Origin of the sequence: Streptomyces sp. R302, from assembly GCF_012927245.1 — a bacterium.
Taxonomy (GTDB): Bacteria; Actinomycetota; Actinomycetes; order Streptomycetales; family Streptomycetaceae; genus Streptomyces.
In genome coordinates this window covers 201,790-223,630 of record NZ_JABBGE010000001.1, presented here as the reverse complement: position 1 = coordinate 223,630, position 21,841 = coordinate 201,790, and the positions used below count along the sequence as shown (strand labels likewise).

Sequence of the window (21,841 nt, the reverse complement as noted above, 5' to 3'; positions counted from 1 at the left end):
TCGGCTTCGGCTTCGGCTTCGGCTTCGGCTTCGGCCTAGGCGTCCGTGTAGGCGGTCAGGCCGGTGGCGGCGAGGACCGCGTCGACCGTCTCGTCGACCGTCTGGTCGGCGTTGTCGATCCAGATTCCCTCGCCGGAGAGTTCCTCGCGCATGGCCTCGTCGAGGAAGGACCAGTCGGTGGTGAGGCGCTTGTGGCGGGCGTTGTTGCGCTCCCAGGCCTTGTCGGGGCCGGGGGCGAGGAAGACCACGTGCAGCGGGCCCGCCGCCATCTGGTCGCGGTAGAAGCCCAGGTGGGAGCGGCGGACGACGACGTCGTCGACGACCGGCAGGAAGCCGGCCGTGACGAAGCTGCCGGCGAGCAGGGCGGCGTTGCGGGCCCGGAGGAAGATCTGCCGGTCGGCCTCCGGGTCGCCGTCCGGGGTGGGCCAGTGGCAGCCCCGCACGATCAGGTTCTGGAGCTCGTCGACCTCGATGTGCGCGGACCACGCGAAGCGGGCGGCGAGGGCTGCGGCGACGGTGGACTTGCCGCTGCCGGGGATGCCGCTGAGCAGGACGGTTCCGGGGGCGGAGGGGTCGCGGTCGACGGGTACGAGATCCATGGCCGCACCCTATCCGGATGATCCGACCGGGCGTTCGACGATTTCCCGCCGCCCCGTCCCGTTCAGAAGGCGAGCGTGCCCTGCTCGCCCGCCTGCCACGGGCCCGTGTCCCCCGGGGTGTTGCCGACCCCGTCCTGGAAGGTCATGGTTCCGGAGCCGGTCACCCGGTGGTAGCGGCCGGGACGGGAGGCCGGTTCGACGACGGCGGTCGCGTCGAGGACGTGACCGTCCTCGCCGAAGGTGCAGTACGTGCCGCTGAGCACCTTGCGCCAGCCGATGCCCGGGTGGTCGAGCCGCCGGTGGAAGGTCACGGTACTGCCCTCCGCCAGCGGCTGGCAGCCCTGCGCGTCCCAGTCGCCGGCGGTGCGGAGCTCCACCACGACGTCGAGCTCGTCCTGCCCGTACGGGAGTCCGGCACCCGTCGCGGTGCCGGTGAAGACCCACTGGCAGGCGGCGGCCGCGGTCGGCTCGCAGGACACCACGGATCCCTCCGCGCCGGACTCGCTCAGGGCGAAGTCCTCCTGGGCCGCGGCGGCCGGGTGGGCGAGGAGCGGGATCGTCAGGAGGGCACCGAGCAGCGCTCCGTACAGCGGTCGTGTGTTCACTGGGCCATTGAAACCTCCCCCTCCTGAAGGAGGGGGATTCCTAGCTCACTGCGCCTGACCCCTGGCAGGGGGCAGGGCTTACAAGGTCAGCACTAGCCGGGTTGAGACCAGCCCGGACGAGCATCACGCGGGCGGAGTTCTTGTCCCTGGGCGAGACGGCTCCGCACACGGTGCACGTATACGTTCTCTCGGAAAGAGGTAGGCGGTGCTTGGCTCTCGCTCCGCAGCGCGCGCAGTCCATAGTGGTGTGCGCGGGGTTGACCAGGTGCACGGTACGGCCGTGCTTGCGGGCCATCTCGACCAGGGCGGTCTTCGTGGCGCCGATCGCGGCGTCGGCCGCCTTGCGGGCCATGGTGGTCTTCGCGAGGAACTTCGGCCGGAAGTCCTCAACCGCCAGGTGGTCGAAGTCGCGGACGACCCGCTTGGCCCACTTGCGGCCGGTGTCGGTCCGCTGCCGGGCGATCTTCTTGGACACCTTCGCCGCCACCCGGCGGGCCTTCTTGTAGCCCTTGGAGTCGGGCTGGTTCTTCGGCGCCTTCCGGCGGGCCATCATCCGCTGGTAGTGCGCGAGCTTCTGCGCGGCCGTCCGCCCATGCTGGGCGTGCGGGAGGTCGTGCAGGTCGCTCGTGGTGGTCGCGGTCTCCCTGACGCCCCAGTCGATACCGATGGCGCGGCCGGTCTCCGGCAGGGCCTCGGTCACGGTGGCCACGACGAACGAGGCGTACCAGTGCCCGAGGCCGTCCCGGTAGACACGCACGCTGGACGGCGGCTCGGGCAGGTCACGCGACCACACCACCGTCAGCACGATCCCGCCCGCCAGGTGCAGACGGCCGTCCTTGATCCGGAAGCCCCTGGCCGTGTAGTTCAACGACGGCGCGGCATCACGCTTGCGCTTGATGCGGGGCATCCCGGCACGCTGCCGCATCGGCAGCTTCGCCTTGATGTCCTTCAAAGCCTTGGCCCGGGACGTGGCGAAGTCCCGGATGATCTGCTGCTGAGGGACGGACGCGCCCTCGCGCAGCCAGCTCATCGACCGGCGGGCCCCGGTCAGCATCCTGTCAAGCTGCGCCGGACCGCACGTCGCCTTCGTCTCGGCGCCCTTGTTGAGCCGGTGGACCTTGCGGGACATCGCCACGCACTCGTTCCACACCCACCTGCACCGCCCCCACTCCGCTTCCAGAGCGGTACGGGCAGTGGACGACAGACGCACCCGGTAGGTGTACCGGGCGTGCCCGGCCACCGTCTCGGCCATCGCCGCTGTCGTCATGATCCGCAAGCTAACACCCGCCACTGACATGCGAAGAGAACTCCGCCCCTTCGCGGCTCCGATCCGAGGACCCATTCCTCCCCGGCCTGAAGGCCAGGGCATCCTGGGAGAAGTCAGGTGAAGGGCTGCCGGGCGCGGGGGGCGGTGCGGCGGGCTGAGGCTGTCCCCCGGAGGGGGCAGGGGAGACGTCCGAATGCCCGGCGTCCGCCCGCCCGGCACCTGCCTTCCCGGCGTCCGTCTTCCCGGCGCCTGCCTTCCCGGCGTCCGCCTTCCGCGGTGCCAGGGTCGTCAGGGCCACGCCGCCGACCAGCAGGGCCGCCGCGAGCCAGCGCAGGGGGGTGACCGTCTCGCCCAGGAGGAGCGCGGCCGAGGACATGCCGAAGACGGGGACGAGGAGGGAGAAGGGGGCCACGGAGGAAGCGGGGTGGCGGCGGAGCAGCCAGCCCCAGGCGCCGAAGCCGAAGACGGTGGTGACCCAGGCGACGTAGAGGATGACGCCGGCACCGGTCCAGTCGAGGGCGCGCAGCGCGGCCAGGTCCCGCTCGGGGCCCTCCAGGAGGAGGGAGAGGGCGAGCAGCGGCAGGACGGGCACGGTGCTGACCCAGACCATCCAGTTGAGCGGGTCGGGCGGGGCGGCCTTGCGGGTCAGGACGTTGGAGACGCCCCAGCAGGCGGCGGCCGCGACGACCAGGACGAAGCCGGTGACGGGCCCGGAGGCACCCTCGTCGACGGCGGCGACGCCGATGCCGGCGAGGGCCACGCCCATGCCGAGGACGGCGGGCCGTCCGGGGCGCTCGCCGAGGGCCGCGAAGGCGAACAGGGCGGTGAAGACGGCCTGGACCTGTAGGACGAGGGAGGAGAGTCCGGCGGGCGCGCCGAGGTCCATGCCGGTGAAGAGCAGGCCGAACTTCGCGACGCCCAGGGCGAGTCCGACGGCGATGATCCACTTCCAGGCGACCTTGGGCCGGCCGACGAGGAAGACGGCGGGGAGGGCGGCGACGAGGAAGCGAAGAGCGGAGAAGAGCAGCGGCGGGAAGTGGTCGAGGCCGATCTCGATGACGACGAAGTTGACTCCCCAGACCGCGGCGACGAGCGCGGCGAGGGCGATGTGTGCGGGGCGCATGCGGTCGAGCATGGCGGGGCCCGACCATGTAGCACCAGCGCGGGTTTCTTCATGGTTGGATGAAGTAATACTGAATCCAAATGTTGGATCCAATATTTGGATCCCGGATCCCGGATCCCGGATCCCGGATCCCGGATCCCGGATCCCGGATCCAGAATCCGAATATTGGATCCAGGATCCGCGATCCGGATATCGAATCCAGGGGGCTCCCGTGCTCGATCTCGGCCGTCTGCGCGCCCTGTACGCCGTCTCCGTCCACGGCAGCGTGGGCGCCGCGGCGGCTGCCCTCGGCTACACCCCGTCGGCGGTCTCCCAGCAGATCGCGAAGCTGGAGCGGGAGACGCGTACGACGCTGCTCGAACGGAGCGGGCGGGGCGTCCGCCTCACCGACGAGGCCCGGCAGCTCTGCGACACCGCACGGCAGTTGCTGTCGCTGGTGGAGGAGGCGGAGGTGCGGCTCGAAGAGCGGCGCGGGCTGCCCGCCGGGCTGCTGGCGGTCGGCTGCTTCCCGAGCGCGGCGCGCGGGCTCATGCCCCGGGTGCTCGCGGAGCTGGCGCGGCGCCATCCCGGTCTGGACGCCCGGCTGACGGAGGTCGACCCGCATCTGTCGGTGGACCTGGTGGCGCGCGGGGTGCTCGATCTGGCGGTGGCGCACGACTGGGACATCGCGCCGCTGCCGGCGCCGCCCGGGGTGGAGCAGGCGGTGATCGGCGACGACGGCTGTGACGTGCTGGTCCACCGGGACCATCCGCTGGCGGCGCGGCGGGCGGTGCGGCGGGAGGAGCTGGCGGAGGAGCGGTGGATCTCGCAGCCGCCGGGGACGGTGTGCCACGACTGGCTGACGCGGACGCTGCGGGCGGCCGGGGCCGAGCCGTTGATCGTCCATCAGGCGGAGGAGAACCACACGCAGGTCGCCCTGGTCGCGGCCGGTCTGGGCATCGCGCTCGTACCGCGGCTGGGGCGTGGCGCGCTGCCGCCGGAGGTGGCGCCGCTGCGGCTCGACCCGGCTCCGACGCGGCGGCTGCACGCGCTGTGGCGGGCGGGGGCGGCACGGCGGCCGGCGATCCGGGAGGCGGTCCGTACGCTCCAGGAGTCGTGGCCGTCGATCGCGTCGGCGGCCTGAAGCCGACCGCGGCGGCCCGGACCGGGAGACGCGACTCCCTTCTCGGCGATTCGTGCGGGAATCCTTGACCGGGCAGTTACTTTCAGACTATCCGTTCATCTTGGAAGTTTCTTTCACCCTCGCACGGCCGGAAGGAGCACCAGTGCCCCACCCCACCCGACGCACCCTGCTCGCCGTCACGGCGGTCGCGGCCGCCGCCGCCACGGGGGCCGCCGCCCCCGCCCACGCCACCGACGCCCGCACCGAGGAGCGGCTGCGCCGGATCGTCGGCCGGATGTCGCTGGAGGAGAAGGTCGGCCAGCTCTTCGTCTCGCGGGTGTACGGCCACTCGGCCACCGCCCCCGACCAGGCGGACGTCGACGCCAACCTCCGCGAGCTGGGCGTCCGCACCGCCGCCGAACTGGTCGGGCGCTACCACCTCGGCGGGATCATCTACTTCGCCTGGGCCCACAACACCCGCTCCCCGCACCAGATCGCCGAGCTGTCCAACGGCATCCAGGCCGCCTCCCGGCTCCCCGTGCTGATCTCCACCGACCAGGAGCACGGCATCGTCTGCCGGGTCGGCGAGCCCGCCACCCTGCTGCCCGGCGCGATGGCGCTCGGCGCGGGCGGCTCCCCCGCGGACACCCGCAAGGCCGCCCGGATCGCCGGGGCCGAGCTGGCCGCCCTCGGCATCCGGCAGAACTACGCCCCGGTCGCCGACGTCAACGTGAACCCCGCCAACCCGGTCATCGGCGTCCGCTCCCTCGGCTCCGACCCGCGCGCGGTCTCCGCCCTCGTCACCGCGCAGATCCGCGGCTACCAGGGCGCCGGGGTCGCGGCCACCGCCAAGCACTTCCCCGGCCACGGCGACACCGCCGTCGACAGCCATTACGGCCTGCCGGTCATCACCCACAGCCGTGCGCAGTGGTCCGAGCTCGACGCCCCGCCGTTCCGGGCCGCGATCGCCGCCGGCATCGACGCGATCATGACCGCGCACCTCGTCGTCCCGGCGCTCGACCCGTCCGAGGACCCGGCGACGCTCTCGTACCCGATCCTCACCGGGGTGCTCCGCGAACAGCTCGGCTACGACGGCGTGGTGGTCACCGACGCCCTCGACATGCAGGGCGTGCGCACCAAGTACGGCGACGACCGGGTGCCGGTGCTCGCCCTGCAGGCCGGGGTGGACCAGCTGCTCAACCCGCCGAAGCTCGACGTCGCGTGGAACGCGGTCCTCGGGGCCGTACGGAACGGGGAGCTGACGGAGGAACGGCTGGACGAATCGGTTCTGCGGATCCTGCGGCTGAAGGCCCGGCGGGGCCTGTTCACCGCTCCCGCCACCACCCCGGCGGAGGTCGACGCGACCGTCGGCACCGCCCGGCACCTCGCCGAGGCCGACCGGATCGCCGAGCGGACCACCACCCTCCTCGTCAACGAGGACGGCTTCCTGCCGCTCTCCCCCGCCTCGCACGGCAGGGTCCTGGTCGTCGGCGCCGACCCCGCCTCCCCCTCCGGTACGACGGGACCGCCGACGGCCACGCTCGCCGGGGCCCTGCGCGACCTGGGCTTCACCGCGACCGCGCTCTCCACCGGGATCACCCCGACGGCGGCCCGGATCGAGGAGGCGGTGGCAGCCTCGGCCGGGCAGGACGTGATCGTGGTGGGCACGTACAACGTCACCGCGACCAGCCCGCAGCGCACCCTGGTGGAGCGGCTCGTGGCGACCGGGGTGCCGGTGGTGACGGTCGCGATCCGCAACCCGTACGACGTCGCCCGGCTCGCCGGGCAGCGGGCCACGCTCGCCGCGTACTCCTGGACCGACGTCGAACTCCGCGCCGCCGTCCGGGTCCTCGCCGGCCGGGCGGAGCCGCGCGGGCGGCTGCCGGTGCCGGTGCGGAGCGCCGAGGACCCGGCGGTGACGCTCTACCCGGTGGGGTTCGGGCTCTCCTACGCCTGACGGCACGAGGGGCGCGCCCACCGGGCGCACCCCTCGTCGGGGGCTACGGCCGCAGGCCGTGGCCCGGCATCGCGTCCTCGTCCACCGGGCGGTCCAGGCGGGCGTCGAAGGCGGCGAGCGGGCGGGCCGCCTCGACGGCGGGGGCGTCGACGCCGGCCCAGGCCAGGATGCGGGCGGTGGCGTTCTCCCGCTCGGCGTCGGCGAGTCCGGCGACGTTGGCGCCGTGGTTGGCGCCGGGCGCGTAGTAGACGTAGCTGTCGCGGGCGCCCTTGCCGAGGCGGAAGGGCTCGGCGCCCCACGGGTCGTGCTCGCCGTAGACGAAGAGCATCCGGTTCGCGTTCTTGCGGACCCAGTCGTCGACGTCGCGCATCACCCACGGCTTGAACTTCATGGGGATCTCACGGGGCACGAAGTTCGAGGCCGGCTGGTAGCCGTAGCGGCTGAGCCCGGCGAGGTGCGGCTGCTTGATGGTGGGCGAGCCGAGCTCGGTGGCCGCCTGGTAGTAGTACGGCGTGTAGTACTCCAGGCCCTGGTCGGTGTAGGCGTACCAGCCGGCGTAGGCGTCGATCGTCTCGTAGACGGTGTCGTCGCTCGCGGTCTCGGCGTCCGGGATCGTGTCGCAGACGTCCTCGCCGTAGTACTGCCAGAAGCCCCAGACGAAGTCGAGGACGGTCGCCTCCCACGCCTTGTCGACCGAGCCGAGCGTGTTGAAGGTGACGCCCTCGGCGGCGGCCCAGGTCTTGAACTTCTCCTGGAGCGGGCCGCGCCGGAGCAGGGCCTCGCGCTGCATGGAGTTCAGACGGTCGCGGCACTCCTTGGTGCCGACGGTGGCGAAGAACCGGTCGTAGGCCGAGTCCTCCTTGTTCACCACGTCGTTGGGGGCCACGTAGGCGACGACGCCGTCCATGTCGCGCGGGTAGAAGCGCTCGTAGTAGGTGGCGGTCATGCCGCCTTTCGAGGCGCCGGTGGAGAGCCAGTTCTCGCCGTAGACCTTCTTCAGCGCGGTGAAGATGCGGTGCTGGTCGGAGGCGGCCTGCCAGATGTCGAGCTTGGACCAGTCGGCGGGCTGCGGACGGGACGGCGTGAAGAAGCGGTACTCCATGGAGACCTGGTTGCCGTCGACGATCCGGGTCGGCTCGGCCCGGCCCGGGGTGGTGCTCAGACCGTAGCCGCTGGTGCGGAAGACGGTGGGGCGGTCGGTGCCCTTGTGGAGGACCGAGATCCGCTGCTTGAACGTGCCGGCCCAGGGCCGCTTGTGGTCGATCGGCTGCACGAAGTCCAGGACGAAGAAGCGGTAGCCGGCGTACGGCTTCTCCTCGATCAGGCTCATCCCAGGGATCGCCAGGAGGCGGTCCTTGATGTCCGAGCTCTGCGCGTCCGCGACGGTGCTGCGGGACTCCGTCTCCGCGGCGGTGGCGGTGGCCACGCCGGTGGAGCCCACGGTGCCTATGAGCACCGAAAGCGACAGCATCAGTCTCAGCGACTTACGCATTCACCCTCCCATGATTCACAACGGTGCCGTGAACCTAGCGGGGTGAACGTCCGGGCCGCCAGACCCGGTTGGGCCTTACCTGTGGCTCAGCACAGGATCCAGCCGGTGGAGGCGGAGCGTCCGGAGACGGTGGCGGTGGCGCGGACGCAGCGGTTGAGCGCGTGCACGGTCACCGGTCCGGCCTGCCGGCCCCAGCGCCCGCTGACGGCGGCGGCCCGGCCGCCGCGCGGCTGGAGGGTGACCTTCATGGGGCGCGTGGCGCCGGGCCGCTTGGCGAGGACCAGGGCGCAGGCGTAGTGGCGGGTGCGGTAGACGCGCAGCTCGCCGGTGGCGAAGGAGACCGTGCGGGCGGGCCTGCCCTGGCAGACGGAGACCGCCTCCGCGGTGCCCGCGCCGGGCCCGGCCAGGGTCAGCAGCCCGGCGGCGAAGGCGAGGGCGAGGATGTACGCGACGGGGTGCGCACGCGCGCGTGCGAGAGCCCGCCGGACCGCAGTACCTCCGGGCATGCCCGTCTCCTCCCCCACCGCTCTTCTTGCCGTACACACATACGACGTTCGAGAGGTCCGTACGGTTGCCCTGGTGGCGTCGATCAGCCGTTGAAGTACGCCATGACGAGGCCGAGGAAGAGCAGCTCGGCGCCGATCAGCGTCCACAGGGCGGCCCAGCGGGCCCGGGTGGGCGGGGCGCCGTAGGGGACGGTGAGCGCCCGGAGCCAGGCGCCGCCCCCGACGGCCAGGGTGACCCAGTAGAGCCAGCCGGGGACCTCGCCGCACGTCCCCCGCATCACGCACGCCGTGCCGCTCTCGGAGGCCAGGGCGAGCACGACGCCGAGCAGGACCGCCGGGAGGAACAGCAGTCCGGCGCAGAGCGCGCTGCGGCGCAGCAGCCGGACCGCCCGGTCGGGAGCGGGGGCGGAAGCGGTGGGGCCGGTGGGAGCGGTGGGAGCAGTGGGAGCGGTGGGGGCGGGAGCGGTGGGGGCGTGGTCGTTCACGGCACCGATCCAACCCCGCCCGCCGCGCCCGGGCATGAGCCCACGTACTCAGATCGCGGCGGGTTCCTCCTCCGGCTCCGCCTCCGGGTCCGCCTCGCCGATGAAGGTGCGCCACAGGGTCGCGTAGCGGCCGTCGCGGGCGAGGAGTTCGTCGTGGCTGCCGTCCTCGGCGACCCGGCCGTGGTCCATGACGACGACCCGGTCCGCGCGGGCCGCCGTGGTCAGGCGGTGGGCGACGATCAGGGTCGTACGGCGGCCGGAGAGGCGCTCGGTGGCGGCGTTCACCTGCGCCTCGGTGGCCAGGTCCAGGGCGGCCGTGGCCTCGTCGAGGAGGAGGACGTCCGGGTCGACCAGCTCGGCGCGGGCCAGGGCGATCAGCTGCCGCTGGCCCGCCGAGAGGTTCCGGCCGCGCTCGGCGACCTCGTGGAGGTAGCCGCCGTCCAGGGTGGCGATCATGTCGTGCGCGCCGGCCGCGCGGGCCGCGGCCTCCACCTCGGCGTCGGTGGCGCCGGGCCGCCCGTAGGCGATGGCGTCGCGGACCGTGCCGGCGAAGAGGTACGCCTCCTGGGGGACGACGCCGAGCCGGTGCCGGTACGCGGTGAGGTCGAGGTCCCTGAGGTCGGTGCCGTCCGCGGTGACCCGGCCCGAGGTCGGGTCGTAGAAGCGGGCGACCAGCTTGACCAGGGTGGACTTGCCGGCGCCGGTCTCGCCGACGAAGGCGACGGTCTGCCCGGCGGGGATCCGCAGGTCGATGCCGGTGAGGGCGGTCTCCTCCCGGCCCTTCTCCGTGCCCCCCTCCGGGCCGTCCCCCGTGCTCTCCCCCGCTCCGTACGCGAAGGACACGGACTCGAAGGCGAGGTCGCCGCGGAGCGACGGCACCGCGCGGGGCTTCTCGGCGGCGGCCGTCGACGTCGGCTCGCGGAGCAGTTCCTGCATGCGGCCCAGCGAGACGGCGGCCTGCTGGTAGCCGTCGAAGACCTGGGAGAGCTGCTGGACGGGGGCGAAGAACAGGTCGATGTAGAGGAGGTAGGCGACGAGGGCGCCGGTGGTGAGGGTGCCGGCCTCGATCCGGTTCGCGCCGACGATCATCACGGCCGCGGCGGCGGCCGAGGACAGCAGGGTGACGAACGGGAAGTAGACCGAGATCAGCCACTGGCCGCGCACGCGCGCGTCCCGGTAGGCGTCGCCGCGCTCGGCGAACCGGGTGGCGCCCGCCCGCTCGCGGCCGAAGGCCTGCACGATCCGCAGCCCGGCGACGGACTCCTGGAGGTCGGCGTTGACGACGCTGATCCGCTCGCGGGCCAGCTCGTACGCCTTCACGCTGGAGCGGCGGAAGTAGTACGTGGCGACGGCGAGGAACGGCAGCGAGGCGAAGACGACCAGGGCCAGCTGGAGGTCGAGGACGAGCAGCGCGGCCATGATCCCGAAGAAGGTGACGACCGAGACGAAGGCGGTGACCAGGCCCGTCTGGAGGAAGCTCGACATGGCGTCGACGTCCGTCGTCATCCGGGTCATGATCCGGCCGGTCAGCTCACGCTCGTAGTAGTCGAGGCCGAGGCGCTGGAGCTGGGCGAAGATCTTCAGGCGGAGCGCGTAGAGGACCCGCTCGCCGGTGCGGCCGGTCATGCGGGTCTCGGCGGTCTGCGCCACCCACTGCACGAGGACGGTGACGAGGGCGAGCGCGGAGGCGGCCCAGACGGCGCCGATCGCCAGCCGGTTCACGCCCTCGTCGATGCCGTGCCGGATGAGGACCGGCAGCAGCAGGCCGGCGCCGGCGTCGAGGGCGACCAGGCCGAGGCTGATGAGGAGGGGCGCGCCGAAGCCGCGCAGCAGCCGGCGGAGCCCGTACTCGGTCTCCGGCTCGACGGCCCGGGCCTCGTCCACGTCCGGGGTGTCGGCGGCGGGCGGCAGGGCGGCGACGGCGGCGAGCAGCTCGGGGGTGGCTCCGGCGGCCTTCGCGGCCCGGTCGGGGGCCTCGTCCCGCACCCAGAGGGCGGGGGTGATGCCGCGCTCGGCGTCGAACTCGGCGTCCAGCTCGGCCCGCAGGCCCGCGTCCTCCACCAGCTCCTCGGTGGCCTTCAGGACGTGGCCGGGCGAGACGCCGCCGAGCTCGTCGGGGTCGGTGAGGAGGCGGCGGTAGAGGGCGGAGCGCTCCTGGAGCTCCTCGTGGGTGCCGAGGTCGGCGAGCCGGCCGCCGTCGAGGACGGCGATCCGGTCGGCGAGGCCGAGGGTGGAGCGGCGGTGCGCGATGAGCAGGGTCGTACGCCCCGCCATGACGGACTTCAGGGCCTCGTGGATCTCGTGCTCGACCTTGGCGTCGACGGCGGAGGTGGCGTCGTCGAGGACGAGGAGGCGGGGGTCGGTGAGGATCGCGCGGGCCAGGGCGACGCGCTGGCGCTGGCCGCCGGAGAGGGTGAGGCCGTGCTCGCCGACCTTGGTGGCGTAGCCGTCCGGCAGCTCGGCGATGAAGCCGTCCGCGCGGGCGGCCCGGGCGGCGGCCTCGACCTGCTCGTCGGTGGCGTCGGGGACGCCGTACGCGATGTTGGCGCGGACGGTGTCGGAGAAGAGGAAGGAGTCCTCGGGGACGAGGCCGATCGCGGCCCGCAGCGACTCCAGGGTCAGCTCGCGGACGTCGTGGCCGCCGACGAGGACGGCGCCGCGGTCGACGTCGTAGAAGCGGGGCAGGAGGAGGGAGACGGTCGACTTGCCGGAGCCGGAGGAGCCGACGAGGGCGACGGTCTCGCCCTCCCGCAGCTCCAGCGAGAACCCGTCGAGGACGGGCTTCCCGCCCGCGTCGCCGTCGCCGTAGCCGTAGCCGAAGCTCACGTCGTCGAACTCGACGGTCGCGGGGGCGTCGGCCGGGAGCTCCTTCGTGCCGTCGTCGATGACCGGCTCGGTGTCGATCAGCTCGACGACGCGCTCCACGCCCGCGCGTGCCTGCTGGCCGACGGTGAGGACCATGGCGAGCATCCGGACCGGGCCGACGAGGGAGGCCAGGTAGGAGGAGAAGGCGACGAAGGTGCCGAGGGTGATCTGGCCCTTGTACGCGAGCCAGCCGCCGAGCGCGAGCACGGCGACCTGCCCGAGGGCGGGGACGGCCTGCAGGGCGGGCGTGTAGCGCGAGTTCAGCCGGATCGTCCGCAGCCGCGCGGCGAACAGCTTCCGCCCCGCGTCCCGGATCTTCCCGGTCTCCTGCGCCTCCTGCCCGAAGCCCTTCACGACCCGGACGCCGGTGACGGCCCCGTCGACGACCCCGGCGACGCCGGCGGCCTCCTGCTGGGCGGCCCAGGTGGCCGGGTGGAGTCGGGTACGGCTCCGCTTGGCGATCCACCAGAGGGCGGGGGCGACGGCGAGCGCGACGAGGGTCAGCGGGATCGACAGCCACGCCATGACGGCCAGCGAGATCAGGAACAGCAGGACGTTCCCGATGGTCATCGGGAGCATGAACAGCAGGCCCTGGATGAGCTGGAGATCGCTGGTGGCCCGCCCCACGACCTGCCCGGTCGACAGCTCGTCCTGCCGCCGCCCGTCGAGCCGCAGGATCGTCCCGTACATGTCGTCCCGGAGGTCCCGCTGCACGTCGAGCGCGAGGCGGCCGCCGTAGTAGCGCCGGATGTACGTCAGCCCGTACACGAGGACGGCGGCGCCGAGCAGCAGCCCGGTCCACACGGCCAGGGACCGCGTCCCCGCGCCGATCACGTCATCGATGATCACCTTGGTGATGAGCGGCACCAGCGCGAGCAGCGCCATGCCGGCCAGCGACGACCCGAGTGCGAGCACGACGTCCGCCTTGTACCGCCAGGCGTAGCCCCACAGCCGCCGCGCCCACCCCTCTTGCCGCTCCACCACCACGTGGCGCCTCCCGTCCGTCCTGGTCTACCGGAAGGCCACAACACCCCCGACGTGCGTTTTCATCCCGCCGCGACAAAGACCGGGCGCTGGTCCTAGGACTGGCCGGGTCACCCGAGGAGCTGCCAGCAGCCGCAGTAGGTCACGAGACCGGCGCCGCCCGCGAGGGCGACGAAGACGGCGAGGGCGGTCCCGGCGAGCCACCCCTGACGCCGTCCTGGCCCCCGGGCGTACTGCACGCCGCCGTATCCGGCAAGGGCCAGGAGCCCGGCGCCGCCGGCGAGGGCCCCCACCGGGCTCGCCGCGTACGCCGCGGCGCCGAGGAACACGACGCCGAGGAGGAGTCCCACGGCAAGCGCGCACAGCAGGAACTCCCCCACCACCTCCCCGACGAACTCGCCGAAGAACCTGCCTGTCTTCCCCAGCACGCGCATCCCGGATCCCCTGATTCCCTCGTACGGCCCGGCCGGGCCGTACGAGGGAAAGGACTCACGGCAGGGCCGTGTCGTTGCCCCGACGGGTCCGTCAGAGGTGCGTCGGTTCGAACATCCTCAGGTGGGCCGGGAGGACGACGACCGAGGGGCCCGGGGTCGTCAGGGACTTCGACAGGTCGGCCGTGAGGGTCTCGGGGGTGGTCAGGGTGGCCGGGACGCCGAAGGATTCGGCGAGGGCGACGAAGTCGGGGCGGGTGAGTTCGGTGCCGGTGGCCTCGCCGTAGGTGTCCGTCATGTACTCGCGGAGGATGCCGTAGCCGCCGTCGTCGACGATCAGCCAGGTGACGTCGAAGCCGTACTGCTTCGCCGTGGCCAGCTCCGCGAGCGAGTACATCGCGCCGCCGTCGCCGGAGACGGCGAGGACCGGGACCGTCGGGTCGGCCGCCGCCGCGCCGAGGGCGGCGGGGAGGGCGTAGCCGAGGCCGCCGGCGCCCTGCGCGGAGTGCATGGTGTTGGGGTGCCGGGGGTCGAAGGCGGACCACGCCCAGTAGGCGAGGATCGTCATGTCCCAGAAGCTGGGGGCGCGGGGCGGGAGGGCTTCGCGGACCGCGGCCACCAGGTGGCGTTCCAGGGCCAGGTCCTGGGCGTCCAGGCGGGCCGCGACGCGGTCCAGGACCGCGCGGACCCGTTCGGGGGCGGTGGCGTCCGTGCGGGGCTCGGTCGTCTCCAGGAGGGCCTGGAGGGCGAGGCGGGCGTCGGCGTGGATGCCGAGCCCCGGGTGGTTGGACTCCAGCTTGCCCGCGTCCGCCTCGATCTGGATCACCCGGCCGCGCGGGGCGAAGGTGTGGTAGTTCGAGGACAGCTCGCCGAGCCCGGAGCCGACCACGAGGAGGACGTCGGCGTCCTCCAGGAAGTCGGTGGTGTGCCGGTCCTCCAGCCAGGACTGGAGGGACAGCGGGTGCTTCCAGGGGAACGCGCCCTTGCCGCCGAAGGTGGTGACGACCGGCGCGTCGAGCCGCTCGGCGAGCGCGCGGAGCTTGCCGGAGGCGTCGGAGCGGATCACCCCGCCGCCGGCGATGATCGCGGGCCGCTCGGCCGTCGAGAGGAGGTGCGCCGCCAGCGCGGTCAGTTCCGGGCGCGGCGCGAGCTCCTCGGGCGTGGCGTCCATGGCCGTGACGACGGGGAGGATCGTTTCCGCCGTGAGGACGTCCTGCGGGATCTCGACCCAGACCGGGCCGTGCGGGGCGGTGAGCGCCGACTCCCAGGCGGCGGCGATCGCGGACGGGATCTGGGAGTGCGTACGGGCCGTGTGGACGGACTTCACGACGTCCCGGAAGCTCGCCTGCTGGTCGCGGAGCTCGTGGAGGTGGCCGTGTCGGCCGCCGCCGAGCCCGGCGGCCGGGACCTGGCTGCCGATGGCGAGGACCGGCGCGGAGGCGGCGGCCGCCTCCTGGAGCGCGGCGAGCGACATGAGCGCGCCGGGGCCGGTGGAGAGGAGGAGGGGCGCGGCCTCGCCGGTGATCCGGCCGTACGCGTCGGCGGCGAAGCCCGCGTTGTTCTCGGCGCGCAGGCCGATGTAGCGGAGGTCCGAGCGGCGCAGGGCGTCGAAGACGCCGAGGGTGTGCTGGCCGGGGAGACCGAAGACCGTGGTGGCGCCGAGGCCGGTGAGGGTCTCGACGACGAGGTCGCCTCCGGTGCGCCCGGGGGGCGGGTCGAGGGCGGCTTCCGTCTGCGCGGGCGTGGGGCGCAGGACCAGGTCGTGGTCGTGGGTCATGGGCCGGTTCCTCCGGGCGTGGTCGGTCTCGTACGCGACGGGTGCCCGGCCCCGCGGGAGCAGGGCCGGGCACCCCCGGGAATTATCGACCGGCCGCGATCTGGCGGCTCATGATCGTGGTCAGTTCGTACGCCGTGTGGGAGGCGGCGACGGCCGTGATCTCGGCGTGGTCGTAGGCCGGGGCGACCTCGACGACGTCCGCGGAGACCAGGTTGCAGGAGGAGAGGCCGCGGAGGATCTCCAGGAGCTCGCGGGAGGTCATGCCGCCCGCCTCGGGGGTGCCGGTGCCGGGGGCGTGGGCCGGGTCGAGGCAGTCGATGTCGATGGAGATGTACAGGGGGCGGTCGCCGATGCGCTGGCGGAGCTGGTCGGCGACCTCGTCGGCGCCGCGGCGGTAGATGTCGGCGGAGGTGACGATGCCGAAGCCCATCTTCTCGTCGTCCGTGAGGTCCTGCTTGCCGTACAGCGGGCCGCGGGTGCCGACGTGGGAGAGGGCCTCGGTGTCGAGGATGCCCTCCTCGACGGCGCGGCGGAACGGCGTGCCGTGGGTGTACTCGGCGCCGAAGTAGGTGTCCCAGGTGTCCAGGTGGGCGTCGAAGTGGAGCAGGGCGACGGGGCCGTGCTTCTTGGCGACCGAGCGGAGCAGCGGGAGGGCGATGGTGTGGTCGCCGCCGAGGGTCATCATGCGGGCGCCGGTGCCGAGGAGCTCGTCGGCGGCGGCCTCGATGGTCTCGACGGCCTCGTTGATGTTGAAGGGGTTGACGGCGATGTCGCCGCCGTCGGCGACCTGCGTGAGGGCGAACGGGGAGGCGTCCTGCGCCGGGTTGTAGGGGCGCAGGAGGCGGGAGGCCTCGCGGATGGCGTTGCCGCCGAAGCGGGCGCCGGGGCGGTAGGAGACACCGCTGTCGAAGGGGACGCCGACCACGGCGATGTCGGCGGTGCCGACCTCGTCGAGCCGCGGCAGCCGGGCGAACGTCGCGGGACCGGCGTACCGCGGGACGCGGGACGAGTCGATCGGACCGCGCGGGGTGCTCTGGTCGCTGCTCATGGTCGGTGCCTCCTGGGCTGTCGTCGGGGTGCGGCTCGACGGTAAGTCGCCCGAAAGCCACATTGAAGTGTACGTTTCCTCCACTGTCGTGGCGGGAGATGTACGGAAGGACCATGTCCATGGCGCGTACCGAGTCGCGTACCGAGGCACGTACCGATCCGGGCTCCGCCCCTCCGGCGCCGCCGGTGCCGCTCGCCGCGCTGCTGGCCCGCCGTGAGCTCCGGCTCCGGCTGCTGACCGGCACGGACGAGGTGGCGCTGCACGGGGTGCACACCTCGGAGATGGCCGACCCGTATCCGTATCTCCTCGGCGGTGAGCTGCTGCTGACGGCGGGGGTGCAGCTGACGGATCCGGCGCGGTTCGTGGAGCGGGTGGTGGAGGCGGGGGCGGCGGCGCTCGGCTTCGGGGTGACACCGGTGTACGACACGGTGCCGGCGGAGCTGGTCGAGGCGTGTGCCCGGCACGGGCTGCCGCTGGTCGAGGTCGAGCCCGGGACGCCGTTCGCGGCGGTGGCGCGGGCGCTGTGGCGGCTGATGGCGGAGGCCAGGTTGTCGGAGCTGCGCCGGGTGACGGAGGCCCAGCAGTCCCTCGCGACGGCCGCCGCGCGTCCGGCGCCGGTCCCGGCCGTCCTCCACGCGCTGGCCTCGCGGCTCGGCGGCCGGGCGGTCCTGTACGGCGGGGACGGCGCGGAGTGGGCGGCGGCGGGCCGGGAGCCGTCCCCGGAGGCGGCGCGGGCCCTGGCGGAGCTCGCCGGGGTCGTCGGCCCGCGTCCGGGCGGTCCCGCGTCGGCGAGCGGCGAGGGCGGCGGACTGCGCCTCGCGGCGTACGCGCTGGGCGGCGGCGAGGGGCTGACGCTCGGCGTGGCGACGGAGCGCCGCGACCCCGGCGACCACACGGTCGCCGGGGTGGCGGTGGTGCTGCTCTCGCTGCTGACCGCGCCGCACCGGGCGAGCGACGTGGCGGTACGGGACGGGGTGCTGACCCGGCTGCTGCTCGGCGCCCCGGCGGCGGAGGCCGCGGCCGCCCTCTCCCCCGGCCCGTGGACGGTGGTGCACGCCCGGGGCGGCGACGGCACCCCGTTCGCGGCGGCGGGCCTGGCGGCGGCGCTCGGCACGGACCTGGTCGACGCGGGCCCGGTGGTACGGCTCCTGCTGCCGCCGGGCGCGCCCGCGACGGCCCAGTCCGGCTGGACCCTCGGCGTCTCCGCCCCGGCCGGGCCGTCCGACCTGCCCGCGGCGGACGCGCAGGCGGGCCGGGCGCTGCGGCGGGCGGAGGCGACCCGGACCCCCCTGGTCCGTCACCGGGCGAACGGCCTCGCGGGTCTGGTCGACCCGGCGGAGGCCGCCGCCCACGCGCGCGCGCTCCTCGCTCCCCTCGGCGAGGCGCAGGCCGAGACCCTGCGCGCCTGGCTCTCCCTGCACGGCAGCTGGGACCGGACGGCCGCCGCGCTGGGCGTCCACCGCAACACGGTCCGGCAGCGGATCGCCCGCTGCGCGGTCCTCCTCGACCGGGACCTGGACGATCCGGACGTGCGGATGGAGCTGTGGTTCGCGCTCGGCCGGGCTCAGTAGAGCTTGTTGACCGCGGTCTTCGTCGTGGTGCGGAAGCCGTTCAGCGGGGCGTCGGCGAGGTCGCCCATCTGGCCCCACCGGACGTAGGTGACGGTGCGGCCGTCGCGGCCGACGGAGAACAGGTGGATGTCGGTGTTCCCGATCTCCGGGTCGTCGGTGTCCAGGCTGTAGACCCAGGCGCCCTCCTCCACGGCGAGCTTGCCGTGGTAGGCGCTGACGGCGTTCAGGCCCGGGTTCTGCCGCTCCAGGAGGGCGCCGCAGCCGGCGATCGCCTTGCGGAGGGTGTCGACCAGCTTCACGGCGTCGGCCTCGGTGCGGGCGACGGTGGTGATCTGGACGCCGTTGGTGTCGAGCTCGGTGCTGAACTCGCGGTAGCGGGTGTGCTGCGCCGGGATCTTGTAGGGGGCGCAGAGGGCGCCGCCGTTCTCCGGCACGCCGGTGAAGACCGGGGTGGCGGTCCACGGCGTCGACGACGCCGGCATCTGGGCGGCGGAGAGGAAGGCGGGCCGGGCGGCGGCCTGCGCCGGGGCGGCGGCCTGCGCCGGGGCGGCGGCGAGGGCGGCGAGGCCCAGGGCTGCGGCGGCGGTGGCGGCGAGTGCGGTACGGAGCTTGCTCATGGTGGTGGATCCCCCGTCGGGTCGTTCGGTCGGTGCTCCACCAGCGTCGGGCCCCCGCCCGCCCCGGGCAACGGTGACGCGCCCGCCACCCGTCCCGGAACCATTCCACCCCCGCTGACGTGCAAGGACGTGAGGCGAGTGGGACGCAGGGTCGGGGGGCGGAATGGCGAAGGACGCCGCGGTCGAGGAGTTCGCGGGGCTCGTGCGCGCGCTGAAGACGCGGGACGGGCGGAGTTACGAGGCGCTGGGCCGGCGTCTGAACGTGAGCGCGTCCACCCTCCACCGGTACTGCTCCGGCGCGACCGTCCCGGAGGACTTCGCCGTGGTCGACCGGCTGGCGCGGCTGTGCGGGGCGGACGAGGAGGAGCGGCGGGCCCTGGAGGCGGCCTGGACCCGCGCGGACGGCGCCCGCCGCCCTCCGGCACCGGAACCCGGCGCGGAGCCGACGTCGGCTCCGGAGCCCGTGCCGGTCCCGGTGGCGGCGCCCGAGCCCGAGCTGGACCCCGTGCACGCGCGCGTGCCGGGCCTCCCGTCCGAGCGGCGGCGGCGCCGGTGGGGGTGGGTGGGCGTGGTCGGAGGGGCGCTGGCGGTCGTGGGGGCGGTGACGCTCGGAGCCGTACTCCTGCCCGGGAAGACCGGGGAGCGGGTCGCCGAACCGCCGGCGCCGCTGACGTGGACGGTCGCGTCGCACATCTGGAAGAACGGGTGCGGGCACACCTACCTCGTGGAACGGACGCCCCCTCCTCCGCCGGAGGCGGCCGACGCGCGGAGCTGGGCGACGGCGCAGGGGGCCGTGGACGGCGGGGAGACGCTGGTGCGGGTGTCGGTGCAGGGGAAGGGCGCGGCGGCGGTGGTGCTCCAGGCGTTGCACGTGCGGGTGGTCGAGCGGGGCGCGCCGCTGCCGTGGGCGGCGTACCGGACGGACGACGGGTGCGGCGGGGCGGTGACGCCGCGCCGTTTCGAGGTGGACCTGGACCGGCCGCGGCCGGTGGCGCGGGCGCTGGACGGGTACGACGCCTCCGGACAGGAGGGGCGGACGATCCCTGCGGTCTCCTTCCCGTACGCGGTCACCGCCGCCGAGCCGGAGGAGCTGCGGGTGTCGGCGCGGACGGCGGGGTGCGACTGCCGCTGGTACCTGGAACTGGAGTGGAGCGCGGAGGGGCGGAGCGGCACGGTGCGGATCGGGGACGAGGACGGGCAACCCTTCCGGACGAGCGGGGTGGGGAGAGGGCCGGTGTACGGGTACGACTCCGTGGGACGGGCCTGGATCACAGGCCGGGAGTCTGGACAGGGCGGGTGACCGCTGGGTAACTTCGGACCTGACAGACTGAGCAAGCGCTTAGACAACTGGGCTCGCACACCGGAGGAGTCGCACCGTGCGCCGTACCGTATTCAACGAGGACCACGAGGCGTTCCGGGAGACCATCCGGGCCTTCATCGAGGCCGAGGTCGTCCCCGTCTACGACGAGTGGTTCGCGGCCGGCCAGGCGCCGCGCGACTTCTACTACAAGCTCGGCGAGCTGGGCATCTTCGGCATCAACGTGCCGGAGGAGTTCGGCGGCGCCGGTCTCGACACCCACAAGTTCGAGGCCGTCCTCTACGAGGAGACCTCCCGCGCCGGCGTGCAGTTCGGCGGCTCCGGCGTGCACGTGCTGCTCGCCCTGCCGTACATCAAGATGCTCGCGAGCGCGGACCAGAAGAAGCGCTACCTGCCGAAGTTCGTCTCCGGCGAGGAGATGTGGGCCCTGGCGATGACCGAGCCGGGCACCGGCTCCGACGTCGCGGGCATGAAGACCACCGCCAAGCTCTCCGAGGACGGCACCCACTACGTCCTCAACGGCGCCAAGACCTTCATCACCGGCGGCGTCCACGCCGACCGCGTGATCGTCTGCGCCCGCACCTCGGCCCCGTCCGAGGACGACCGCCGCTTCGGCATCTCCCTCTTCGCCGTCGACACCAAGTCCGAGGGCTACTCGATCGGCCGCAAGCTCGACAAGCTCGGCCTGAAGACCTCCGACACCGCCGAGCTCGCCTTCGTCGACGTCAAGGTCCCCGTCGAGGACCTGCTCGGCGAGGAGGGCAAGGGCTTCTCCTACCTCGGCCACAACCTCGCCTCCGAGCGCTGGGGCATCGCCTTCGGCGCCTACGCGCAGGCCAAGGCCGCCGTCCGCTTCGCCAAGGAGTACGTGCAGGAGCGCACCGTCTTCGGCAAGCCGGTCGCCCACTTCCAGAACACCAAGTTCGAGCTGGCCGCCTGCCAGGCCGAGGTGGACGCCGCCGAGGCCGTCGCCGACCGCGCCCTGGAGGCCCTGGACGCGGGCGAGCTGACCCCGGCCGAGGCCGCCTCCGCCAAGCTCTTCTGCACCGAGGTCGCGCACCGCGTCATCGACCGCTGCCTCCAGCTGCACGGCGGCTACGGCTACATGAACGAGTACCCGATCGCCCGCCTGTACGCCGACAACCGCGTCAACCGCATCTACGGCGGCACCAGCGAGATCATGAAGTCGATCATCGCGAAGAGCATGGGCCTGTAAGTGCCCGAAGCGCCTTCCGCACTGGATGACCTGCTCGCCCTGCTCGACCTGGAGCGGATCGAGCAGGACATCTTCCGGGGACAGTCCCGGTCCGCGATCGTCCCCCGCGTCTTCGGCGGCCAGGTGGCCGCCCAGGCGCTGGTGGCGGCGGGCCGGACCGTCCCCGCGGACCGTCTCGCCCACTCGCTCCACGCGTACTTCCTCGTACCGGGAGACCCGGGCGCGCCGATCGTCTACGAGGTCGACCGGATCCGGGACGGGCGGTCCTTCACCACCCGGCGGGTCGTCGCCATCCAGCACGGGCGGCCGATCTTCCACCTCTCCGCCTCCTTCCAGGCGCACGAGGAGGGGCTCGACCACCAGGTCGCGATGCCGGCCGCGCCCGACCCGGAGTCGCTGCCGACCGCCGAGGAGATGCTGCCCCGGCACCTCCCCCGGGAGATCGCCGACCGGCTGGTCGAGGCGCGCGCCGCCGTCGACCTGCGGTACGCCGAGGCCCCGCCGTGGGGCTCGGTCGGGGAGCCGCGCGAACCGCGCTCGCAGGTGTGGTTCCGTACCAACGGCAAGCTGTCCGACGACCCGTTGCTGCACGTCGTGCTCGCCACGTACGTCTCCGACATGACCCTGCTCGACTCGGTGCTGCTCGCCCACGGGCGCGGCGGCTGGGCCGTCGGGGACGTGGTCGGCGCCTCGCTCGACCACGCGATGTGGTTCCACCGGCCGTTCCGGGCCGACGAGTGGCTCCTCTACGACCAGGAGTCGCCGTCGTCCTCCGGCGGGCGCGGTCTCGGCCAGGCCAGGATCTGGACGCGGGACGGGCGGCTCGCGATCTCCGTCATCCAGGAGGGTGTCGTTCGCGTCCCGCGCTGACGACCGGA

18 protein-coding genes are annotated in these 21,841 nt (G+C 73.6%); 6 read left to right on the top strand and 12 right to left on the bottom strand.

The window, feature by feature from the left end:
- Window positions 1-35: 35 nt before the first annotated feature.
- From HHL19_RS00995 to HHL19_RS00980, 4 genes are all read right to left on the bottom strand, one after another.
- Complete coding sequence (locus HHL19_RS00995) at window positions 36-599, bottom strand: AAA family ATPase (protein WP_169084559.1); 564 nt, start codon at window positions 597-599, stop codon at window positions 36-38.
- 62 nt (window positions 600-661) lie between these two features.
- Window positions 662-1,204 (bottom strand): hypothetical protein, encoded by a 543-nt coding sequence (locus tag HHL19_RS00990; RefSeq protein WP_169084557.1) that lies wholly within the window; start codon window positions 1,202-1,204, stop codon window positions 662-664.
- A gap of 40 nt (window positions 1,205-1,244) precedes the next feature.
- Complete coding sequence (locus HHL19_RS00985; protein ID WP_169086176.1) at window positions 1,245-2,471, bottom strand: RNA-guided endonuclease TnpB family protein; 1,227 nt, start codon at window positions 2,469-2,471, stop codon at window positions 1,245-1,247.
- A 10-nt stretch (window positions 2,472-2,481) separates the two neighbouring features.
- The gene (locus tag HHL19_RS00980; RefSeq protein ID WP_240981370.1) at window positions 2,482-3,594 is read right to left on the bottom strand and encodes an EamA family transporter; all 1,113 of its coding nucleotides are present in this window, start codon (window positions 3,592-3,594) and stop codon (window positions 2,482-2,484) included.
- Between the two features lie 211 nt (window positions 3,595-3,805).
- On the opposite strand from HHL19_RS00980, the gene HHL19_RS00975 reads away from it, so the two are divergent.
- Both HHL19_RS00975 and HHL19_RS00970 read left to right on the top strand, forming a co-directional pair.
- Window positions 3,806-4,717: a LysR family transcriptional regulator gene (locus HHL19_RS00975; RefSeq protein ID WP_169084556.1), complete on the top strand. Its 912-nt coding sequence runs from the start codon at window positions 3,806-3,808 to the stop codon at window positions 4,715-4,717.
- Window positions 4,718-4,859: 142 nt separating this feature from the next.
- Window positions 4,860-6,653 carry a glycoside hydrolase family 3 protein gene (locus HHL19_RS00970; RefSeq protein WP_169084554.1) on the top strand — a complete coding sequence of 598 codons (1,794 nt, stop codon included), beginning with the start codon at window positions 4,860-4,862 and terminating at the stop codon, window positions 6,651-6,653.
- 43 nt (window positions 6,654-6,696) lie between these two features.
- Here HHL19_RS00970 and HHL19_RS00965 read toward each other — a convergent pair whose 3' ends face one another.
- The 7 genes from HHL19_RS00965 to speB form a co-directional block, all read right to left on the bottom strand.
- Entirely contained in the window at window positions 6,697-8,145 is a 1,449-nt protein-coding gene (locus tag HHL19_RS00965; protein WP_169084552.1) for an aminopeptidase, read from the bottom strand.
- A gap of 86 nt (window positions 8,146-8,231) precedes the next feature.
- The gene (locus HHL19_RS00960) at window positions 8,232-8,651 is read right to left on the bottom strand and encodes a hypothetical protein (protein WP_206324460.1); all 420 of its coding nucleotides are present in this window, start codon (window positions 8,649-8,651) and stop codon (window positions 8,232-8,234) included.
- 83 nt (window positions 8,652-8,734) lie between these two features.
- Window positions 8,735-9,136 (bottom strand): hypothetical protein, encoded by a 402-nt coding sequence (locus tag HHL19_RS00955; RefSeq protein ID WP_169084550.1) that lies wholly within the window; start codon window positions 9,134-9,136, stop codon window positions 8,735-8,737.
- Window positions 9,137-9,184: 48 nt separating this feature from the next.
- A complete protein-coding gene (locus HHL19_RS00950; protein ID WP_169086172.1) occupies window positions 9,185-12,982 on the bottom strand; it encodes an ABC transporter ATP-binding protein in 3,798 nt (1,265 codons plus the stop codon).
- Window positions 12,983-13,095: 113 nt separating this feature from the next.
- Entirely contained in the window at window positions 13,096-13,413 is a 318-nt protein-coding gene (locus HHL19_RS00945; RefSeq protein ID WP_169084548.1) for a hypothetical protein, read from the bottom strand.
- Between the two features lie 97 nt (window positions 13,414-13,510).
- Complete coding sequence (locus tag HHL19_RS00940; protein WP_169084547.1) at window positions 13,511-15,193, bottom strand: thiamine pyrophosphate-binding protein; 1,683 nt, start codon at window positions 15,191-15,193, stop codon at window positions 13,511-13,513.
- A gap of 82 nt (window positions 15,194-15,275) precedes the next feature.
- The gene (gene speB / locus HHL19_RS00935) at window positions 15,276-16,241 is read right to left on the bottom strand and encodes an agmatinase (RefSeq protein ID WP_169084544.1); all 966 of its coding nucleotides are present in this window, start codon (window positions 16,239-16,241) and stop codon (window positions 15,276-15,278) included.
- 119 nt (window positions 16,242-16,360) lie between these two features.
- Between speB and HHL19_RS00930 the strand changes: the two genes are divergently transcribed.
- Entirely contained in the window at window positions 16,361-17,812 is a 1,452-nt protein-coding gene (locus HHL19_RS00930; RefSeq protein WP_169084541.1) for a PucR family transcriptional regulator, read from the top strand.
- On the opposite strand, the gene HHL19_RS00925 is transcribed toward HHL19_RS00930, so the two are convergent.
- Window positions 17,806-18,429, bottom strand: a complete 624-nt coding sequence (locus tag HHL19_RS00925; RefSeq protein WP_169084539.1) for a hypothetical protein — start codon at window positions 18,427-18,429, stop codon at window positions 17,806-17,808. The two genes, HHL19_RS00930 and HHL19_RS00925, sit on opposite strands and share 7 nt — an antisense overlap.
- 163 nt (window positions 18,430-18,592) lie before the next feature.
- Between HHL19_RS00925 and HHL19_RS00920 the strand changes: the two genes are divergently transcribed.
- The 3 genes from HHL19_RS00920 to HHL19_RS00910 all read left to right on the top strand — a co-directional run bounded on the left by HHL19_RS00920 (window position 18,593) and on the right by HHL19_RS00910 (window position 21,833).
- Window positions 18,593-19,729 (top strand): helix-turn-helix transcriptional regulator, encoded by a 1,137-nt coding sequence (locus HHL19_RS00920; RefSeq protein WP_169084537.1) that lies wholly within the window; start codon window positions 18,593-18,595, stop codon window positions 19,727-19,729.
- Between the two features lie 76 nt (window positions 19,730-19,805).
- Window positions 19,806-20,963 carry an acyl-CoA dehydrogenase family protein gene (locus HHL19_RS00915; protein ID WP_169084535.1) on the top strand — a complete coding sequence of 386 codons (1,158 nt, stop codon included), beginning with the start codon at window positions 19,806-19,808 and terminating at the stop codon, window positions 20,961-20,963.
- A complete protein-coding gene (locus HHL19_RS00910) occupies window positions 20,964-21,833 on the top strand; it encodes an acyl-CoA thioesterase II (protein ID WP_169084533.1) in 870 nt (289 codons plus the stop codon). It abuts the gene before it with no gap.
- Window positions 21,834-21,841 lie beyond the last annotated feature (8 nt).

Coding starts and splice junctions, on each gene's coding strand:
- HHL19_RS00940 (WP_169084547.1), bottom strand. CDS start 15,193: ATGACCCACGACCACGACCTGGTCCTGCGCCCCACGCCCGCGCAGACG.
- HHL19_RS00925 (WP_169084539.1), bottom strand. CDS start 18,429: ATGAGCAAGCTCCGTACCGCACTCGCCGCCACCGCCGCCGCAGCCCTG.
- HHL19_RS00920 (WP_169084537.1), top strand. CDS start 18,593: ATGGCGAAGGACGCCGCGGTCGAGGAGTTCGCGGGGCTCGTGCGCGCG.
- HHL19_RS00985 (WP_169086176.1), bottom strand. CDS start 2,471: ATGACGACAGCGGCGATGGCCGAGACGGTGGCCGGGCACGCCCGGTAC.
- speB (WP_169084544.1), bottom strand. CDS start 16,241: ATGAGCAGCGACCAGAGCACCCCGCGCGGTCCGATCGACTCGTCCCGC.
- HHL19_RS00995 (WP_169084559.1), bottom strand. CDS start 599: ATGGATCTCGTACCCGTCGACCGCGACCCCTCCGCCCCCGGAACCGTC.
- HHL19_RS00930 (WP_169084541.1), top strand. CDS start 16,361: ATGGCGCGTACCGAGTCGCGTACCGAGGCACGTACCGATCCGGGCTCC.
- HHL19_RS00960 (WP_206324460.1), bottom strand. CDS start 8,651: ATGCCCGGAGGTACTGCGGTCCGGCGGGCTCTCGCACGCGCGCGTGCG.
- HHL19_RS00965 (WP_169084552.1), bottom strand. CDS start 8,145: ATGCGTAAGTCGCTGAGACTGATGCTGTCGCTTTCGGTGCTCATAGGC.
- HHL19_RS00980 (WP_240981370.1), bottom strand. CDS start 3,594: ATGCGCCCCGCACACATCGCCCTCGCCGCGCTCGTCGCCGCGGTCTGG.